The organism is Thermoflexus hugenholtzii JAD2 (assembly GCF_900187885.1).
In the GTDB taxonomy this organism is placed as follows: Bacteria; Chloroflexota; Anaerolineae; order Thermoflexales; family Thermoflexaceae; genus Thermoflexus; species Thermoflexus hugenholtzii.
Window position 1 is genome coordinate 64,573 of the sequence record NZ_FYEK01000012.1, and the last position, 18,506, is coordinate 83,078.

The following is an 18,506-nucleotide window of genomic DNA, read 5'->3' on the forward strand; positions in this document are numbered from 1 at the left end:
GAACCGGCTTGCCTGTCCCCCTTCTTAAGATTGCTTACTTAACGCTGTCCTTGGTCACCAGGGAGAGGGGGACAGGGATGAATTTCTCGACCTTCTCGCCCCGCAGATACTTGACCGCCATCTCCACAGCGAGCCGGCCCATCTCCGCCGGCTGCTGGGCCACCGTGGCCGCCAGCTTCCCTTCCTTCACCGCTTTGACAGCGTCGTCGATAGCGTCGAAGCCTACGAAGATGATCCCGGTGCGCCCGGCCGCCTCGGCCGCCTGGATGGCGCCCAGGACCATTTCATCGTTGTGGGCGAAGACGCCGTCGATCTGAGGCTGGGCCTGGAGGATGTTCTCGAAGACCTGCAGGCCCTTGGCGCGGTTGAAGTCGGCGGGTTGGCGGGCAACCACCTCAAGGCCCTGGCACTGCTCCTTCAGGTAGTCGTTGAAGCCTTTGCCCCGATCGCGGGCCGCGGAGGTGCCCGGGATGCCCTCCAGCTCCACCACCTTGCCCTTGCCATTCAGAGCCTTGCAGAGGAATTCGGCGGCCATCCGTCCCCCGGCCACGTTGTCCGAGGCGATGTGGGAGACGATCTCACCCCCCTCCGCGGCCCGGTCCACGGTGAAGACGGGGATCCCGGCCTGGTTCGCCTTCTGGATGCTGGGGACCACAGCCTTGGTGTCGGTGGGGTTGATCAGGAGGGCGGAGACCTTCTTCTGGATGAGGTCCTCGATGTTGGCCGCCTCCTTGGCGGGATCATCCTGGGCGTCCACCACGATGAGCTTCACCCCATACTGAGCGGCGGCACGCTCCGCACCCTCCTTCAGGGTGACGAAGAAGGGATTGTTCAAAGTGGAAAGGGAGAGACCCAGGACGATTTCCTGGGGTTGCGCCGCAGCAGGGGTCGCGGTGGCCGCAGGGGCCGCGGGTGTGGCCGGCGCGCAGGCGCCGGCGACCAGCACCAGAACCAGTCCCAGAAGCACAACAACACGGGCGCGCATGGCTTCTCCTCCTTTCGCTTGCTTAAGGTTTCAGAACCGGGACGCAGGGTCGATCGCTCATCCCGGGAACTCCCATCTCCGCACGATGTCCTCCCGAGTTTAACCGGGCGACGCCGCTACTCGCGCCGCAGGAGCCGGTGGAGCAGCAACGCGATGGCGATCACGCCCCCTTTGAACACCTGCTCGTAGAACGAGGGGATGTTAAGCAGGTTGATCCCGTTGTTCAGCATCCCGATGAGCAGGGCGCCGATCAGCGTGCCTCCCAGCCATCCCTCCCCACCGGCCAGGCTGGTCCCGCCGATGACCACGGCGGCGATGGCGTCGAACTCGTAGCCGATGCCCAGGGTAGGGGGCGCCGAATCCAGCCGACCGATCAGGATCAGGCCGGCCAGGGCAGCCAGCCCCCCGCTCAGGGCGTAGGTCAGCACCAAGCGCCGCGCGACCGGGATCCCGGCGGCGCGTGCGGCCGTCGGGTTGTTGCCGATGGCCAGCAAATGCTCTCCCCACACCGTGAACTGGAGCAGGATCCCTCCGAATCCGAACACCAGGGCCATCACCAGAACCGGAACCGGGAACGGCCCCACCCAGCCGGCCCCCAGCCACCGGAAGGCATCTGGGAACCCGGTGATGGGCCGGCCCTGGGTGTAGCTGAGAGCAAGCCCCCGGGCGATGGTCATCATCCCCAGGGTGGCGATGAAGGGCGGAATCCGGAGATAGGCCACGGCCATCCCGTTCAGGGCCCCCAGGGTGAAGCCCAGAGCCAGGGCGCTGAACATCGCCAGGGGCGGGGCCTGCCCGCTGGTCACCAGACTGGCCGCCACCACCCCCGTCAGGGCTAGGATTGAACCGACGGAAAGATCGATGCCCCCGGTGAGGATCACCAGGGTCATCCCCACCGCGATGATGCCGTTCACCGAGGTCTGGCGGACCACGTTGATCAGATTGCCCGGCGTGAGGAAACGCGGGGAGGCCAGGCTCAGCGCCAGGCCGAAAATGAGCAGCGTGAGCACCAGACCCCATCGGGTCCAGCGTTCCCGGGCCTCCAATGCGCTTCCCCATCGGGGAAGCCAGGCCGGCCGCCCCAGCGCCCTCGCGGGTTCCACGGAGGGACGATCCATCCCTTTACGCCTCCAGGGAGGTCACGAGAACCTCCGCCGTGTCATATCGGATCAGAAAATCACACCCGAGACCAGGATCACGTTCGCGTAAGGCGTGCATTCCCCGGTGCGGACCACCGCCCGGGCCCTGCTGGTCATCGCTTTGAAGGTCTCATGGGGCACGGGCTCGATCTCGACGGCGCGCAGCCGATCGCGCACGGCCTCATAAAGCTGCGGGCTGCGTTCTCTCATCTCCATGGCGACGATCGCTTTCTCCACGTGGAGCTCCTCCAGGACAGCATCGAGGACCTCCAGGAAGGGGGGCAGGCCGGGGCGGACAGCGAGATCGATCCGCGCAACGGTAAGGGGGATAGGCAGCCCGGCATCGGCGATAACCAGCAGATCCCCATGGCCCATCTCGGCGATCACCTGGCTCAGCGGCGCGTTGAGCAATCCCCGTTTTTTCATGGGCCTCGCTCCTAAGTGGACTGACGGACCACCAGGCGCACAGGGAGGATCAGGCGAGCCGGCGGGCGATCTGGCTCCCCCAGCCGGCGTAACAGGAGATCCCCCGCCATACGTCCCATCTCATAGGTGGGCTGGGCCACCGTGGTCAGGGGCGGGATCACATAGGACGCCAGGAGGATGTCGTCGAATCCCACTAAAGCAATGTCGTCTGGGATCGACAGGCCGGCCTCCCCGATCGCCCGCATCGCCCCGATGGCCATCAGATCATTGCAAGCGAAGATGGCCGTGGGGCGGAGCTTCGCGGGCAGGCTCAAGAAAAAGCGGGCCGCCTCGTAACCGCTTTCTGCCCGGAAATCGCCTCGCTGCACCCAGACCTCTCGCGGTCGGATCCCCGCCTCCTCCAGCGCCCTTCGATAGCCCCGCACGCGATCCGCGCTGGGGGTCAGCTCCGAGGGACCAGCGATGCAGGCGATCCGTCGATGTCCCCGCTCCAGGAGGTGGCGGGTTGCCAGATACCCACCTTGAAAGTTATCCGCCAACACGCAATCCGCCTCCAGGCCCGGCAGATCCCGATCGACCACCACGAAAGGAATCCTCCGCTGGCGCAGCATGGAAAGATGCGCCGGCGTGGCGTGGGCCGAAACCAGGGCGATCCCGTCCACCTGCTGCTCGATCAGAACCCCCAGGTAACGCTGCTCCTTGGCCGGATCCCCGTCGGAGTTGCAGAGGATCACGCTGTGATCGTGGGCGAAGCTTAGATCCTCCATCCCGCGGGCGATCTCCGCGAAGAACGGGTTGGCGCTGTCGGGGACAACGAGGCCGATCACATGGGTGCGCTTGCGTCGGAGCCCCCGGGCCAGCCGGTTAGGGCGATATTGCAAGGCACGGACAGCCTCCCGAACCCGAGCCTCTACCTCTGGACTCACCGACCGGGTCCCGTTCAGCACATACGAGACCGTGGCGATCGAAACCCCCGCCCGCCGGGCGACATCCCGAAGCGTCGCCATCGCTCTCGCTGGTTAAACGTTTAACTTCATGAAAGCATGAAGCCGGGAATTTGTCAAGTCGGGACCCCGTGGCGAGGTTATCCGGAGGCTATCATCTTTTACGAGGGATTCCCGTCTTGAGGAGTTCGATGCCGCGGTATTCCCCACCCCCCTTTCGGGTGGGGCCGGTGCTCGGAGCGCTGGCCCTCGCCCTGGCCGGATTGTTTTCGCTCTGGGTCCAGGCCCGTCTCCAGCCTGTGCCCGCCTTATCCCTTGCGGATCTGTCGGGGGGCGCGATCGCCGGCTACGTCCGCGTCCACGGGATCCTCCCGGAGCCTCCACGCTGGGAGCCGGAAGGCCCCCGCCTCCGCTTCCGCCTCCGCGACGGCACGGGTGAGCTCTGGGTCCTCGCCAATGGACCGGTCGCCGCCACCCTGGCCCAGGCGAACCGGATCCCCCGCGCCGGCGACGGGGTCACCGTGGAGGGACGTCTGCGGGCGGATCGGGATCCTCCCGCGCTGGAAATCGTTCACGCGGAGGCCCTGCGCATCGAGCGTCCAGAGCCTCTCCCCCTCTCCATCGGCGATCTCCCCTCCGCCCCGGTGGGAACCCGGGTGCAGATCACCGGGCAGATCCGAAGCGTCCGCCGCCCCTATGAGGGCCTCACCCTGATCCGCTTGCAGGATGAGACCGGGTCCATTGATGTGGCGTGGCACGAACCCCTGGTGGGGACGCGAGCGGAGCTGCCCCTGGGCGCGGGCCTTCGGATCACCGGGACCCTGACCCTGTATCGGGAAACCCCGCAGGTGGCGCTGGACGATCCAGAGGGCTGGGCCCGGATCCCCTGGACGCCGGCGCCTCAGCCCATCGCCCACGTCCGGGAGCGTCCCGACGGCGCCTGGGTTGGTGTGGAGGGGATCCTGGAGGAGCTCTCCGACACCCGCTGGACCCTCGCGGATGAGACGGGATCCCTCGAGGTGCGCCTCTCCCGGGGGCTGCGGGCGGCTCTTCCCGCCACCCCGCCGCCGGGGGCCCGGGTGCAGGTATGGGGGCACCTGCGCTCCAGCGCAGGGACCCCGGCGCTCTCTCCCGAGCTTTCGATCGACATCCGTTGGGAGCCTCCGGTGGCGACCCCCACGCCGGTCCCTCGCCCGACGGCTTCCCCCATCCCCACCCGATCGCCCACCCCCACGCCTCGGCCGCGGCCTTCCCCGACCGCCACGCCGTTCCCCCTGAGCGCCCTCGCGACCCTCGCCCCGGGTGCCTCCGTGACGGTGGCCGGCACGGTCGCGGAGTTGCAGGGGTTCTCCGCCGGGTGGGCGCTGATCCTGGAGCAGGAAGGGCACCGCCTTCGGATCTTCATCCCCAGCGAACAGATGGCGGGCGTCCCCGGCCGGGAAGGGATCTACCCGGGCGCGCGGATCCGAGCCACCGGTGTGCTGACCCTGTATCGGGGGGAGCTGGAGTTGCTCCCCCGTTCCGGCCGTGCCATCCTTGTAGAAAAGGGCGTTCGCCCGGATGCGCCGCCGCGGGCCATCGGGAGCCTGGGCCCCGCGGATCAGAACGCAACGGTGCGCATCGCCGGGCAGGTGGTGGAGCGCGCCCGCTTCTCCGCCGGGATCCGGCTGGTGGTGCGGGATGAGAGCGGGGCGCTTCCGGTGATCCTCTGGGAAAACGTCGCCGCCCTCATCCCGGAGCCCCTCCAAGAGCCGGGAGCGAACGTGGAGATCATCGGTCGGGTTCGCCTTTATCGAGGGGAGTTGCAGGTCATCCCCACGGTGCCGTGGGAGGTCCGTTCGCGATGACGTCGAGGTCGGTGTGGCTTCAATCGGCGTCTTCGCCGCCGCGGCCGGGCTTCCGGCTGGCTCTGCGGCCCCGAGCGCGCGGCCTTCTCCTCCTGACGGCCGTGGTCAGTCTGGCCGCCCTGATCACCGGTCGATCCATCCTTTACAACCTGGCCTACCTGTTGATCGCCCTCCTCCTTGTCTCCCTGGCCTGGGCGTGGAGCGCGGTGCGGGATCTGGAGATCCGCCGCATCCCCCGGGTTCGTCGTCAGCGCGTGGGCGGGTTCTTTGAGGAAACCCTGATCCTCCGCAACACCGGCTTCTTCCCCAAGGTATGGCTGGAGATCCGGGATGGATCCAATCTGCCGGGCCATCGGGCCAGCTTCGTCCTGGACAACCTCGGGCCCCAGCGGGAGCGGCTGTGGACGGCCCGGACCCGCTGCCGGCGGCGCGGGCTGTATCGCCTGGGCCCCCTGACGCTGATCGGCACGGACCCCTTCGGCCTGTTCGAAGCCACCCTGCAGCTCGCCGAGACCTCGGAGGTTCTGATCTACCCGCCGGTGCTCCCCCTCTGGCGGATCGGCCTTCCGGTTGGGCTCTGGCGAAGCAGCGAGGCTGCTCGGCGCCGCACCCCCGAGGTGACGCCGAGCGCCGGGGGGGTTCGGGAGTATCAGCCCGGGGATGCCTTCCACCGGATCCACTGGCCCTCCACCGCGCGGCGGGATCGCCTGATGGTGAAGGAGTTCGATCAGGACCCGGCGGCCGATCTCTGGATCGTGCTGGACATGATGGCGGAGGTTCACGTCCAGCGCCCGCTGCCCGAGGAGGAATGGGACCTCGGAGCTCCCCGTGGGCTCCTTCCTCCTTCGACAGAGGAGTATGCGGTCGCCGCGGCCGCGTCCCTGGCCGCCTATTTCCTGAAGCGGGAGCGCGCGGTGGGGCTGCTGGCTTACGGCTCCCAGCGCCTGCTCCTGCCGCCCCATCGGGGGGAGGCCCAGCTGGAGCGCATCCTGGAGGGGCTGGCGCTCCTGCGGGCCTATGGAGCCCAACCTTTCCATCAGGTGTTGCAAACGCATGCTCTCCGCATGGCCCGCGGCTCGACCCTGATCCTGATCACCCCCTCCGGGGATCCGCGCTGGGCGATCGTGGCCCGCAGCCTGGACGGGCACGGAATCCGAGTGGCAACGGTGGTGCTGGAGGCGTCCTCCTTTGGGGGAGCGGAGACCGGTCCCCGCGTCCTGCCCATCTTGCAGAGCGCCGGCATCCCGACTGCTGTGATCCGGTTCGGCGAAGCGCTTCCTCTCGCCCTGGAGGCGCTGGGAGCCCCGTAGGTCAGACTTCCTCAGCAAAGCGGGGGCTGAGGCGGCGGAAGAGGGCGTAGCCGAGGGCCAGGGTGAGGGCCGCCGTCACCCAGGTGCGCAGCAGGAACTCCGGCGCTGTGTAGATCCCGTAATAAAGCAGGTCGTGATACGAGGCGATGATCGAGGCCATGGGGTTCAGGCGGCGGGTCCAGAGCCAGACGTCCACGGAGAGCCCCAGGATCACCGCGTGGCGCGGCAGGACCGAGATCGGATAGAAGATGGGGGTGAGGAAGAACCAGGCCAGCAGCAACACCTGGAGGATGTGCGCGGTGTCTCGATAGAACACGTTCAGCGCCGCTACCGCCAAGGAAACCCCTGCCGTGAACATCAGATGGGCCATCAGGGTGATGGGAAGGAGCAGCAGCCAGGGGGTCGGGCGGATCCCGGAGATCCAGGCGATGGCGAAGTAGATGGGAAGCGAGATCAGGAAGTTGATGGCGTTGGAGAGGACCACGGCGAGGGGCAGCACCTCCCGGGGGAAATATACCTTGCGGACCAGGGGGGCGTTGGCGGTGACGCTCTCCGCCGCTCCCTGCACGGAGACCGCAAAGGCGTTCCAGGCCAGGATGCCGATTAACACGAAGGCGTGGAAATGAGGCAGGCTGGCCGGCCCCCGGTTCATGACCGTGAACACCAAGGTGAACACCGTCATCATCAACAGGGGGTTCATCCAGGACCAGGCGATCCCCAGGACGGAATTCCGATAGCGGACCTTCAGATCCCGTAGCGTCAGCAACCAGAGCAGATCCCGATATCCCCACAGTTCCTTCAACGCGCGCCCCATCCTCGGTGCTCCCCCGGATGGCGTTTCAGGCTTTCTGGGGTGGAGAGGAAAGGCTCATGCCCGGCGCGTTCCCGGGCCTCCGGGCCGGTCGTGGCGCGCCGAGGCGCTGAGGCGTATACCCGCCGTGGGAGCTTCCCCGCGCGAAGCGCCTCATAGAGGGCGAGGAGGGTTCGCCCCGCAGCTTCCCAGCTGTAATGGGCGACCGCGCGGGCGCGGAGCCGTCTGCCGCGCTCCCGGGACTCCTCGGGGTGCTGGAGGGCGTAACGGATCCAGGCCGCGAGGCTCTCCGCATCCCCCAGCCGGGCGTAATAGCCGGCCTCCCCCAGGAACTCCCGGCTTACCGGGGTGTCGAAGGCCACCACGGGCAGGCCGGTGGCCATGTAGTTGAGCAGCTTGCCGCTTCCCTCCGTGGCCGACATCTTGGGAGCCACCGCTACCTCCCCCAGGCGGAGGTAGAAGGGGGCCGCCTCATAGGGCACCTTCCCGGTGAAGGTCACATGGCCTCCGATCCCCAGGGCCTGCGCCCGGGCCGCATAGGTCGTTTCCCCCGGGAAGCCCATCACCAGGAAGTGAACTTGAGGATCGCTCGAAACCACGCGGGCGGCGGCCTCTAAGAGCAGGTCGGTCCCCTGATAAGGCGCCAGCAGCCCCAGATACACCACCACCCGGCGCTCCGATGGGATCCCCCACTGCGCCCGCAGGCGCTCCAACGCGGGCCCCTCCTCGGGCCGCGGAGGGCGGAAGACCTCGGTGTTCACCGCATCCGGGAAGGGGATCACCCGCTCCGGCCGCACGCCGAACGCTTCGATCAGCAGACGCGCCCCGTGGATGGAGCTGGTGAGGATGAGATCCGGCTGGCGGTCGATCCAGACCTCCAGCCGTCGCATGAAGGGATACCAGGGCCCTTCCGGGTTCAGGAAACGGTGATCGATCATCTCCCCGGTGAGGCTGCCCTGGAAATCGAAGATCAGCGGCGTCCGAAGCAGCGCCCGCAGGGCGGTCCCGATGAGGGCGCCCTCGTGCAGATGGGCGTGGATCAGATGCGGGCGCCACCGGAGGGCGGTGATCAGGGCCGTCGCCGAGAGATAGACGTCGAAGGCGATCTTGTGACGGGAGGATCCCACCTCATAGTGGGAGCGCCAGGGCAGGGGCGGGGTGCGCACGATCTCCAACCCGGGCAGGTCACGGCCCTTGTAATACGTCACGATTCGGACCCGGAGGCCCAGGGCCTGGAGCGCCCGGGCCTCCTCCAGGATGCGGACGTGGCATCCGTAGTCGTTGAAGAACGAGGTCGGCGCGATCATCAACACCCGCATCGGGCGTGCCTGTCCTTCTCCGGTGTGAGCCGCGCTCCGCTTTCGATCCGCCATGGGCGCTCAGCGCTTGCGGGTGGGGCGAAGGCGATGGAGGCCCAGCAAGGCCTCCAACGGGCGGGTCCCCTCGAGCGGGATGGAGGGACCGAGCGGGCTTTCCCGACGGGTCTTCAGCCAGTCGCTTCGGGTTTGGGTCGCCGTCTGGAAAAGGTCCTCCAGCTCTGTGGCGCTTTCGGCGCTGGCCAGAGCGCCGCGCAGCTGACCCAGGGTCTCCAGCAGACGATCCAGCCAGTAGAGCAGAGCGTCCCGGTTGGCCACCGCGGCCAGCCGCGCGCTGGGGGCGTCCGGGAGGTCGGCGGTGATCCGGGCGAAGCGCGCCCCGACGGCCTGGGGCAGCTCCCGCCGGGCCGGCGCGGCGGACCACAGTGTCAGGAGGGCGGCCCCGAGGAGGGCCGGCAGCTGCTCCAGGGCCGCCATCCAGCCGTCGTGCTCGACAGGGTCCATGAAGAACGGCCGGGCGCCCAGGCGCTGGGCCAGCCCCGCCGCCGCTTCCACCGCCCAGGCGGGCGATTGGGCGGAAGGGGTCAGGCAGAACAGGGCATCCCGGAAAAGATCGGCTGCGGGCTCCTCCCCCGCGTCCGGCTGAAGGATGGGATGGCCGCCCACGAAGGGCGTGGCAGGGGGGAGATGTTGCCGGGCCCAGGCCATGACCGGCGCCTTCAGCTCCGCGGTGTCCATCACCAGGGCGCCCTCGGCCAGGACCGGGGCGATGGCCTGCAGGGTTCGCTCGATCTCCGCCAAGGGAAGCGCGAGGAGGACCAGGTCGGCTCCTTCGCAGGCCCCCGGCAGGTTCCAGTCCGTGCGGTCCACGGCCCCTCGTCGCAGCGCCTCCCGCGCCTGCGCCGGGTCCGGATCATGACCCACCCGCTGGGCCTGGGGCACCGCCTCCCGCAGCGCCAGTCCCAGGGAGATCCCGATCTTCCTTAACCCCACGATCGCGATCCGCATGCGGCTCCTGATCTCGCCAAAAGGTTCAACCTTTGTGCCTGCCGCTTCGAGTATACCACCTCTCCTGAGGAGGGAGATCTCCTCGTAGAAAAAAACCGGGCGGGTGGAGGCCCACCCGCCCGGTGATGGATGGCGGCTTCCCGCCTTACTGCTCGATGTCGAACTCCTCGATGTTCCACATCTCGGAGTTCGCCGTGGGGTCGACGATGAAGTTCTTCACCTTCGGCGAGGCCACGGCGATCTTCAGCCGCACGAAGAGCGGCAGCGCCGGCAGGTCCTCGCTGAAGATCCGCTGGGCCTCGGCGTGCCACTTCTGCTTCTCGTCGGGATCCAGGGTGCCCAGGGCGCGTTGGCAGGCCTCATCATACGCCGGGTTGCTGTAGCCGGTATTGTTCTGGCCGCCGGGGTTCTCGTCCGACGGGATCTGAGCGCTTATGTAGAGCTCGCACGGCGGCTCCACACCGGTCAACCAGGCGTATTCGGCCAGATCGAACTTGCGCCCGAACACCGGGCCGTCCGGCCAGTCGGCGAAGAACTCGCGGGCCGGCTTGTAGTAGAGGTTGACCTCGATCTGGCAGTTGTCCTTGAGCTGTTGCTGGATGATCTGCGTGACCTGCTCCCGCAGCCGGTTGCCCGCCGTGGTCCCGTAGGTCACGCTGAACTTCCTGCCGTCTTTGTCCCGGATCCCGTCGCCGTCTGTGTCCTTCCAGCCCGCCTCCTCTAAGAGGGCGCGGCCCTTCTCCGGGTTGAACTCGTAGACCGTCACCACATCCTTGGCGTAGAGCGGGTGGATGGAAGGCATGTAGACGGCGGGGGCCTCGCTGCGGCCGAAGAGCACCTTGTCGATGATGGCCTTGCGGTCGATGCAGTAGGCGAAGGCCTGGCGCACCCGCTTGTCCTGGAACACATCGTTGCCGGCCGCGATCTCGTAGCCCGGCGCCGGCTGGATGTTGAAGTCCAGGTGCTCGAAGGCGGTGCCCAGGACGAACTGCGGCTTCAGCAGCCCCTCGGCCTCCGCCTGCTTGAGGAACTCGGCCTGCGCGTCGAAGGCGGCGTCCTGCGTGCCGATGTCGCAGTCGCCGGAGAGCAGCTGGGCCAGCAGCTGGTTGGTGTCCTGCACGATGCGGAAGATCACCGTGTCGATCCGCGGCAGGCCCTCCTTCGCCCGCCAGTAATTGGGGTTCTTCACCACCGTGATGTGATCCCCCGCCACCCACTCCTTCATCATGAAGGCGCCCCAGCCCAGCGGGTTGCGGTTCACATCCGGATCCTCGTTCATCTGGGCCGGGGTCAGCTGGCCGTACTTGTGCTTGGGCAGCGGGGTCCAGAAGTTGATGAAGTACGTGGCATCGATCCAGCCGGGGATCCCCACCCACTGGGTGGTGCGGGCGTCCAGGGCCTTGTATTCAGCGGTGCGCTCGATGGTGAACTTGGAGACCTTGGTCTCGGGGGCCTTGGCCACCTCGAAGGAGAAGACCGAGTCCTCCGCCGTCACCGGCTGGCCATCCGACCACAGGACTCCCTCCTTGATCTTGAAGGTGACCTTCATGACGGGCAGCTTGATGGAGCCGCCCTCAAATGTGCGGTCCTCTGTCTTCCCCGTCTGGGGGTCGACCAGGACCTTCACTGTGACCCCTTTGGTGAGGGTGACCACGTTCCCCGCTGCATCGGCGATGGGGTAGGCCCCTTCCTGGACCTCGACCTCCTCGACCACTGCGTCCCCATCCTTGATGCTGGGCAGTTTCTCCAGGATGACCGGCTGATAGGCGAAGGTGCGGCTGTCAATGGGGCCATCCATGATCGCTTCGAGGACGTGGGACTTCACCAGCATTGCCTCGGAATAGAGGTAGAGGCTGGGCGGCTCCTGGGCCATGCAGACCACCAGGGTCTTCGGGGCCGGGGTGGGGGTGGGTGGTGGTGGGGGGGTTGGCTGCGCCGGAGCCGGGGTGGGGGTCGCAGCGGGCGCACACGCTCCGGCCACCAGGGCCAGGAGCATCAAAAAGGTCATGCCCCATCCAAGCTTTTTAGGAACCATCGCTTCTCCTCCTTGCTGAAAATGAGGGGGGAAGCTGCTACCCAGACGACGCGGGGCCAGCGCCTAGCCGAATCTATCGGCCCGTCCCTCCTTTGTCGCATATCTGTACCGAGATCACACCCCAAATTATATAAAAGATGCGTGCTTTCCCGCAAGGCCCTCCTGAAACCCCAGGGATGCCGGCTTGAACGTCCTCTGGAGGTCTGAGATGCCCAGCGTCAGCAGCCGGAGGATCTTCACCAGATCAGATAGTGTGAAGGGTCTCCTCATTAAGGGCCGAGTGTGGAGGGAGCGTGCCGCGATCCTGTCGGCGGAGGCGGCTTCAAATCGAGGGTGAGAGATCCAGTAAAATGGGGCTGGCCGCGGTTGGACATGCTGTTTGTGGAGAGGCAGAGATGCAACGGCCGATTCGCATCCGGCCCCGACCCGGAGAGGGCGAGTTGCGACCTGGGGAATGGCTTCTTCTGCTGAGCGCCCTGCTCATGGCCGCCCTGCTCTGCACAGGGGGCTTTCGATATCTGCAGCGCTCCCTCGCCGCGGGCCTGAGGGGAGCGCCCACGGCGACGCCCCGACCGACCTGGACGCCCGCTCCCTCGCCGACGCCCACACCTCCGGAGCCTACCCCCACACCGACCCTCCCTGCCGCCGTTCAGGTGGGGATCTTCGTGAAAGTGAGCGGCGCCGGCGACCAGGGGCTCAGCTTCCGCAAGGCCCCCGGCCTGCAGGCGGAGCGGATCCGCTTCCTCCCTGAGGGGACGGTGATGCGAGTGATCGGCGGCCCCACAGAGGTGGACGGCCTGACCTGGTGGCAGCTGGAGGATCCCCGCACGGGGGAGCAAGGCTGGGCCGCCGGCGCGTATCTGGTGCCTTCCTACGGACCGTAGGGTGGATCCCCGCCGCGAAAGCCTGGAGGGAAGGGGATGCCTCATCGGGATGTGAAACGCGCCCCCAGCGCGCTGGGGATTTCCTGGAAGGCCCGCATCCATCCGTGCGCCCCAGGGACGCAGACCATCCGGGTGGTCCTTCGGCTGGCTGGCCCCGCGGCCCTGGAGCAGCTGCTCAACATCGTGGTGGACTGGACGGATGCCTACCTGGCCGGGCACCTGGGGACAGTGGCCCTGGCGGCGGTGGGGCTGAGCGGCCAGGTGATCTACCTGGTGGCCGCCTTCTTCGGCGCCCTGGGGGTGGGCGCGACCGCCCTGGTGGCCCGGGCCATCGGCGCCCGGGACCCTGAACAGGCCGGCCGGATCACCGTCCAGGCCCTCCTCAGCGCAGGGCTCCTCGGCATCGGCGGGGCCCTTTTCGCCCTTCTGAGCGGACCGGCCCTTTTCCGCGGGCTGGGCGCGGAGCCTGCGGTGGAACATGCCGCGGCCACGTATCTGGGCTGGGTCGCCCCCTCCTTTCCGGCCATGGCCGTGCTCTTCGTAGGGAACGCAGCCCTCCGCGGCGCCGGTGATACCCTCACGCCGATGCGCACCTGGGCCGTGGTGGTTTTCACCAACGCCCTTCTGGCCTGGGCGCTGGTCGGCCCGTGGAGCCCATGGCATGTGGGCGTGGCCGGGCTGGGCATGGCAGCCGCCTGCGCCCGCGCCCTGGGGGCAGGCCTGGTGCTGATCCGACTGTGGCAAGGGACCTCTGTGCTTCGCCTGCCGCATCGCTGGCCGGGCCTGGAGTGGGGGCTGGTGCGACGGATCCTGAACGTGGGGTTGCCCACCGGCCTGGAGCAGCTCCTCCTCCAGCTCGCCCTGCTGCAGCTAACCGGGGTGATCACCGGCCTGGGCACGGCGGCTTACGCCGCCCATCAGGTCGGCCTGCGGGTGATGTCGCTCTCTTTTCTGCCCGGATGGGGGTTCGCAGTAGCCGCCTCCACCCTCACCGGCCAGGCCCTTGGGGCCCGGCGGCCGGAGGAGGGGAAGCGGGCTGTCCTCGTTGCCCTCCTCCTGGCCCTGGGGCTGATGGGCTCGCTGGGGCTGACCCTGGCCCTCGCCGGGCCGTTGCTCGTCGCGTGGTTCACAGAGGACCCGGCGGTCATCGCCCAGGGCACGGCGGCCCTGCGCATCACCGCGCTGATCCAGCCGGTGATGGCTGTCAGCTTCGTGTTCTCGGGAGCCCTGCGCGGCGCAGGAGACACGCGCTACACGCTGCTGGTTACCGCCGCCTCCATCTGGATGGTTCGACTCCCGGTCGCAGTGCTCCTCGCCCATGGCCTGGGCTGGGGACTGCCCGGGGCCTGGCTGGGGATGTTCGCCGACTTCGCCGTGCGGGCGCTGCTGTTCGGCTACCGCTTCCGCAGCGGGGCCTGGCAACGCATCCGGGTTTGAAGGAAACCTGCGGGGGTCTGGGATGGAGCGGAAAGAGTGGACCTTCCGGGCCATCGGTTATGTGCGGAGCCGCTTCACGGAGTGGACCGAGGCGGACGTGATGCGGCAGGAGGAAAGCGAGCTGGTCCTCGACCCCGAGTTCACTGAGGGGCTGGAGGGCCTGCAGCCCGGCGACATCCTGATGGTGCTCTACGTCCTGGACCGCGTGAAGGAACCCCGGCTGAAGGTTCATCCCCGAGGGGATCCGACCAAGCCCATGAAAGGGGTCTTCGCCACGCGCTCCCAGTATCGGCCCAACCCGATCGGGCTGACCGGCGTGCGGGTGCTGGCTATCGAGGGCAACGTGGTGCGGGTGTGGGGCTTGGACGCCCTGGACGGCTCCCCCATCCTAGACCTCAAGATCGCCTCCGACCTGGATCGTCCGCCCGACCCTCCGGAGCCTGCCCCCTGATGCTTCCTCATCGCCTGGGCACCGCGTCCGCCCTGTCGGTTTTCCGCCAGGGCAACAAGGACGGCGCGGAGGTTGCCCGCACGGAAGCTTGCAGCTCCATCGATGACGGGAGCCGAAAAACCGCCCCGGCCGGGTTTTTTGACAGGCCGGCCCCTAAGATTTATAATACGCCTCGCTAACTTTTAGCCAGGGCAACAATCCGAGCAGGAGTCGGCCTGTGGTGACCCGGGGTTCCATGAGCGAGGGCCAGCTGGCCCGTGTGGTGCTGGAGACCCTGCATCGCGTGATGCGCCAAATCTGGGCGGAGGTGAAAGGGGAGGCCGGGGAGCTCTTCCCGGCCCAGTCCTATCGCATGCTGGGCATGCTGGCCCAGCGGCCCTACACCCTCACGGAGCTGGCCCGCGCCCAGGCCGTCCGCCCCTCCACGGTCTCCCGCGCCATCCGGACCCTCTCCGAGCAGGGTTGGGTGAGGGTGGAGCGGGATCCCTCGGACCGGCGCCGGGTGTGGATCCGGCTGACTCCCCAGGGGCGACGGGCCCTGCGGCGGCTTCAGGCCCGGGCGGCGGCCCGTCTGGGGCGCCGCCTGCGCCCGCTGGGCCCGGAGGAGCGGGCGCTGCTGGCCCAAGCGATGGCGTTGTTGCAGCGGACCCTCGGGCCGGCGGAGCCCTCTCCGCAGCAGGGGCCGCGGGAAGCTCAGCGCGCTCGCCGTCCCATACCGTGAGGAGGTGAAGGAATGAACGCGATCGAGGCGGAGCGTCTCACCCGACGGTTCGGCGATTTCACGGCCGTGCGGGAGGTCTCCTTCGAGGTCCGGGAAGGGGAGCTCTTCGCCTTCCTGGGCCCGAACGGCGCCGGCAAGACCACCACCATCAACATGCTCTGCACATTGCTGCGCCCCACCGCCGGGACCGCCCGGGTGGGCGGCCACGACATCGTGCGGGAGCCCCACGCGGTGCGCCGTCGCATCGGATTGGTCTTCCAGGATCCCAGCCTGGACGATCGTCTGACGGCGTGGCAGAACCTGGCGTTCCACGCCATGCTCTATGACGTCCCCCGGCGGGTTTTCGAGGAGCGGGCGAAGCGTCTGCTGGAGCTGGTGGACCTTCAGGATCACGCCCATCAGGAGGTGCGCACGTTCTCCGGCGGGATGAAGCGCCGGCTGGAGCTGGCCCGCGGCCTGTTGCATCAGCCGAAGGTCCTCTTCTTGGACGAGCCCACCCTGGGGCTGGACCCTCAGACCCGTCGCCATATCTGGGATTACATCCTCCGCCTGCGGGACACCGAGGGGACCACGGTCTTCTTCACCACGCACTATATGGATGAGGCGGAGCGGGCGGATCGCATCGCCATCATCGACCACGGGCGCATCATCGCCCTGGACACCCCGGACAATCTGAAAGCCATGATCGGCGGGGATGTGATCCTGGTGCGGACCAGCGACGACGCCCGGGCGGTGGAGCGCCTGCGGGAGGCCCTGGGGCTGGATCCCCGGCCCACGGCGGAGGGAGTTCTGGTGGAAGCCCCACGGGGCGATCAGCTGATCCCCCGCCTGCTGGGGGTCCTCCAGAACGGCGCGGAGCCCCCCCTGATCGTCCACAGCATCAGCCTGCGCCGGCCGAGCCTGGAGGATGTCTTCATCAAGCTGACCGGACGCGCCATCCGGGACGAGGAGGCCTCGCCCCTGGAGCGGATGCGCCTGAGCCGTCGACTCTGGGATCGGAGGTGATCCATGGCTTTTCTCAAAACGGTCTACACCATCTGGTATCGGGATCTCCTGCGGTTCCTGCGAGACCGCGCGCGGATCATCAGCTCCCTGGGGCAGCCCTTGCTGTTCCTGATCGTGTTCGGGAACGGGCTCGCCCCCGCCGTAGCCGCGGGAATGGGCGGGGTGGACTTCCGAGCCTTCCTCTTCCCGGGCATCCTGAGCATGGCCGTGCTGTTCACCGCCGTCTTCTCCGCCGTCTCCATCGTCTGGGACCGGGAGTTCGGCTTCCTGAAGGAGGTGCTGGTGGCCCCGGTCTCGCGGACCGCCGTGGCCCTGGGGAAGGTGGCCGGCGGCAGCACCACCGCCCTGATCCAGGGGTCGCTGATCATGCTCCTGGCCCCTCTGGTCGGCGTGCGGTTCACCCTCCCCCAGGTTCTCACCCTGGTGGTGATGATGATCCTGGTGGCGGCCACCATGACCTCCTTCGGCATCCTGATCGCCGCCCGCATGCGGTCGATGGAAGGCTTCCATATGATGATGAACTTCCTGCTGATGCCCATGTTCTTCGTCAGCGGGGCTTTCTTCCCCCTGCGCCAGGTGCCGCTCTGGATGGAGTGGCTGGCCCGCGTGGACCCGGTCACCTACGGGGTGGACGCCATGCGCCAGACGGCGCTGCAAGGCCTGGTTCCGGAGCCGATCCTGCGGATGTTAATCCTCCATCCACTGGAGGTCAACCTGATCGCCCTCATCGCCTTTTGGGCTCTCTTCCTGATCCCCGCGGTGTGGCTGTTCAGCAGGACCGAATAAGCCCATTCGAAAAAGGGGGGACGCAGCGACGCTGCGTCCCCCATCCTAACCGCAACGATGAAGGGGCGTCCCCTCTACCTCGAAAACAGAAGGCCCCACACCCAGTCCACCAGGGCATGCACCATCGCCGCCGCGGTCACCTTCCCGGTTTGCAAATATGTTCGCCCGTAGAAGAAGCCGGCCACGGTGGCCAGGACGGCGTAAAGCCCTACCTTCGGGGGGTTGTTCAGATGGGCGAGGCCGAATAGGAGAGAGGATAACAGCAGGGTGCGCAGCGGCGGCCATCCCAGGGCCCGCTGCAGGTGGACATGCAGCGCGCCCCGGAAGAGGATCTCCTCCGGAAGGGCGATGAAAAGATAGATGGCCAGCAGGCGGAGGAGGGCCTCCGGCAGGCCCGGATGGGTCGACGCCGGGGTCAGGAAGCCGGTGAGCCACCCGAAGGGGAGGGCGAAGGCCGCGAACCCGGCCAGATGGACCAAGATGGCGAGGAGATCCCGCCCCGTCCAGCGGAAGGTCAACCCCAGGTCGGGGAAGCGCCCGCTCAGGAGCATCAGCCACAGGAACAGCGGGATGGCCGCGAGGTGGAAATATGAGGGCCCACCGCGCAGCAGGGGCAGCGCCGGGAGGCGGTTGAACTCCACGGCATACCACACGAACAGGATCGCGCCGAAGTAGAGCAGATGGGCCCGCGGGCGGGCTGCGGCGGGCCATCCGAGGATCAGCGGGAGGGGCCAGAGCCCGGCCCCGATCCGAAAGGCCCAGCCCACCGGATCCCCGGGGAGGGGACCGGGGATCAGGATCAGGGCCAGGGTGCCCAGGACCACCAGAGCGGGGATCGGACCCCAGGCGGCCCGGTTGTGGAGGACGAGGACCGCCGGCCAGACCAGGAAGGCCAAACCCCCGAGAAGGGCCCATGGATCCGTGGGAAGCCCCCGCAGGATCCCCAACAGGCCGCCGGCGAACCAGAGCGCGAAGGGAATCCCGTAAACCCGCCGGATGTCCTCTCCGGCCCAGCGCCGCGCGGCCTCGACGGGCAGGAAGGCGCTTCCCATATAGGCTGCCATCAGCAGTGCGAAGGCCACCAAGGCAGGGAGTCCCTGCCCGGCTCCTTCTTGGGAGAGGGCCTGCCACCCGAAGCCAAGAACGGCCAGGATCCAGATCCCCAGCGCCGGCCACTCCCGAACGATGGCCTCCCGAAACGGTGTTGCTGCAGGCCTTTCAGCGGGAGCGGTCATCCATGGCCTCCCATAAGGGATCATTCCGCCCTCGAACGTCTTGCCCCCAATCTAATGGCTCCGGATCTGGAGTGCAATCCCCCGGGCGTATGCTCCTCGATTCCTGCCTGGGGGAGAAGGACAGGACGCCTCTCCACGCCGGTCTGGGACCGCGAGATTGCCATCC

General features: G+C 67.8%; 17 protein-coding genes. 8 read left to right on the plus strand and 9 right to left on the minus strand.

The window, feature by feature from the left end; translation table 11 throughout:
* Positions 1 to 34: 34 nt before the first annotated feature.
* The 4 genes from rbsB to CFB18_RS03475 all read right to left on the minus strand — a co-directional run bounded on the left by rbsB (position 35) and on the right by CFB18_RS03475 (position 3,557).
* Complete coding sequence (gene rbsB / locus CFB18_RS03460; protein ID WP_088570415.1) at positions 35 to 985, minus strand: ribose ABC transporter substrate-binding protein RbsB; 951 nt, start codon at positions 983 to 985, stop codon at positions 35 to 37.
* A 116-nt stretch (positions 986 to 1,101) separates the two neighbouring features.
* The gene (locus CFB18_RS03465) at positions 1,102 to 2,103 is read right to left on the minus strand and encodes an ABC transporter permease (RefSeq protein ID WP_088570416.1); all 1,002 of its coding nucleotides are present in this window, start codon (positions 2,101 to 2,103) and stop codon (positions 1,102 to 1,104) included.
* A 51-nt stretch (positions 2,104 to 2,154) separates the two neighbouring features.
* Entirely contained in the window at positions 2,155 to 2,550 is a 396-nt protein-coding gene (gene rbsD / locus CFB18_RS03470) for a D-ribose pyranase (protein WP_088570417.1), read from the minus strand.
* 11 nt (positions 2,551 to 2,561) lie between these two features.
* Entirely contained in the window at positions 2,562 to 3,557 is a 996-nt protein-coding gene (locus tag CFB18_RS03475; protein ID WP_088570418.1) for a LacI family DNA-binding transcriptional regulator, read from the minus strand.
* Between the two features lie 128 nt (positions 3,558 to 3,685).
* Between CFB18_RS03475 and CFB18_RS03480 the strand changes: the two genes are divergently transcribed.
* Both CFB18_RS03480 and CFB18_RS03485 read left to right on the plus strand, forming a co-directional pair.
* Positions 3,686 to 5,341: an OB-fold nucleic acid binding domain-containing protein gene (locus tag CFB18_RS03480; RefSeq protein ID WP_088570419.1), complete on the plus strand. Its 1,656-nt coding sequence runs from the start codon at positions 3,686 to 3,688 to the stop codon at positions 5,339 to 5,341.
* Positions 5,338 to 6,651, plus strand: coding sequence for a DUF58 domain-containing protein (locus tag CFB18_RS03485; protein ID WP_088570420.1), 1,314 nt, complete (start codon positions 5,338 to 5,340; stop codon positions 6,649 to 6,651). Before CFB18_RS03480 ends, CFB18_RS03485 begins: the two co-directional genes overlap by 4 nt.
* Position 6,652: 1 nt before the next feature.
* On the opposite strand, the gene CFB18_RS03490 is transcribed toward CFB18_RS03485, so the two are convergent.
* The 4 genes from CFB18_RS03490 to CFB18_RS03505 all read right to left on the minus strand — a co-directional run bounded on the left by CFB18_RS03490 (position 6,653) and on the right by CFB18_RS03505 (position 11,821).
* Complete coding sequence (locus CFB18_RS03490) at positions 6,653 to 7,465, minus strand: ABC transporter permease (RefSeq protein ID WP_088570421.1); 813 nt, start codon at positions 7,463 to 7,465, stop codon at positions 6,653 to 6,655.
* Positions 7,450 to 8,781, minus strand: coding sequence for a glycosyltransferase family 4 protein (locus tag CFB18_RS03495; protein ID WP_088570422.1), 1,332 nt, complete (start codon positions 8,779 to 8,781; stop codon positions 7,450 to 7,452). Before CFB18_RS03495 ends, CFB18_RS03490 begins: the two co-directional genes overlap by 16 nt.
* A gap of 60 nt (positions 8,782 to 8,841) precedes the next feature.
* Positions 8,842 to 9,786 carry a prephenate dehydrogenase gene (locus tag CFB18_RS03500; protein ID WP_088570423.1) on the minus strand — a complete coding sequence of 315 codons (945 nt, stop codon included), beginning with the start codon at positions 9,784 to 9,786 and terminating at the stop codon, positions 8,842 to 8,844.
* Between the two features lie 145 nt (positions 9,787 to 9,931).
* Positions 9,932 to 11,821 carry a peptide ABC transporter substrate-binding protein gene (locus CFB18_RS03505; protein ID WP_088570424.1) on the minus strand — a complete coding sequence of 630 codons (1,890 nt, stop codon included), beginning with the start codon at positions 11,819 to 11,821 and terminating at the stop codon, positions 9,932 to 9,934.
* 395 nt (positions 11,822 to 12,216) lie between these two features.
* On the opposite strand from CFB18_RS03505, the gene CFB18_RS03510 reads away from it, so the two are divergent.
* The 6 genes from CFB18_RS03510 to CFB18_RS03535 all read left to right on the plus strand — a co-directional run bounded on the left by CFB18_RS03510 (position 12,217) and on the right by CFB18_RS03535 (position 17,105).
* Complete coding sequence (locus tag CFB18_RS03510) at positions 12,217 to 12,705, plus strand: SH3 domain-containing protein (protein WP_088570425.1); 489 nt, start codon at positions 12,217 to 12,219, stop codon at positions 12,703 to 12,705.
* Positions 12,706 to 12,741: 36 nt separating this feature from the next.
* Positions 12,742 to 14,142, plus strand: coding sequence for an MATE family efflux transporter (locus CFB18_RS03515; protein WP_088570426.1), 1,401 nt, complete (start codon positions 12,742 to 12,744; stop codon positions 14,140 to 14,142).
* 22 nt (positions 14,143 to 14,164) lie between these two features.
* A complete protein-coding gene (gene tsaA, locus CFB18_RS03520) occupies positions 14,165 to 14,593 on the plus strand; it encodes a tRNA (N6-threonylcarbamoyladenosine(37)-N6)-methyltransferase TrmO (protein WP_088570427.1) in 429 nt (142 codons plus the stop codon).
* Between the two features lie 217 nt (positions 14,594 to 14,810).
* Positions 14,811 to 15,314 (plus strand): MarR family winged helix-turn-helix transcriptional regulator, encoded by a 504-nt coding sequence (locus CFB18_RS03525; protein ID WP_088570428.1) that lies wholly within the window; start codon positions 14,811 to 14,813, stop codon positions 15,312 to 15,314.
* Between the two features lie 12 nt (positions 15,315 to 15,326).
* Positions 15,327 to 16,319, plus strand: a complete 993-nt coding sequence (locus CFB18_RS03530) for an ATP-binding cassette domain-containing protein (protein WP_088570429.1) — start codon at positions 15,327 to 15,329, stop codon at positions 16,317 to 16,319.
* Positions 16,320 to 16,322: 3 nt separating this feature from the next.
* Positions 16,323 to 17,105, plus strand: a complete 783-nt coding sequence (locus CFB18_RS03535) for an ABC transporter permease (protein ID WP_088570430.1) — start codon at positions 16,323 to 16,325, stop codon at positions 17,103 to 17,105.
* A 74-nt stretch (positions 17,106 to 17,179) separates the two neighbouring features.
* Here the strand turns inward: CFB18_RS03535 and CFB18_RS03540 are convergent, their stop codons facing one another.
* Positions 17,180 to 18,340 (minus strand): CPBP family intramembrane glutamic endopeptidase, encoded by a 1,161-nt coding sequence (locus tag CFB18_RS03540; RefSeq protein ID WP_159461551.1) that lies wholly within the window; start codon positions 18,338 to 18,340, stop codon positions 17,180 to 17,182.
* Between the last annotated feature and the right edge of the window lie 166 nt (positions 18,341 to 18,506).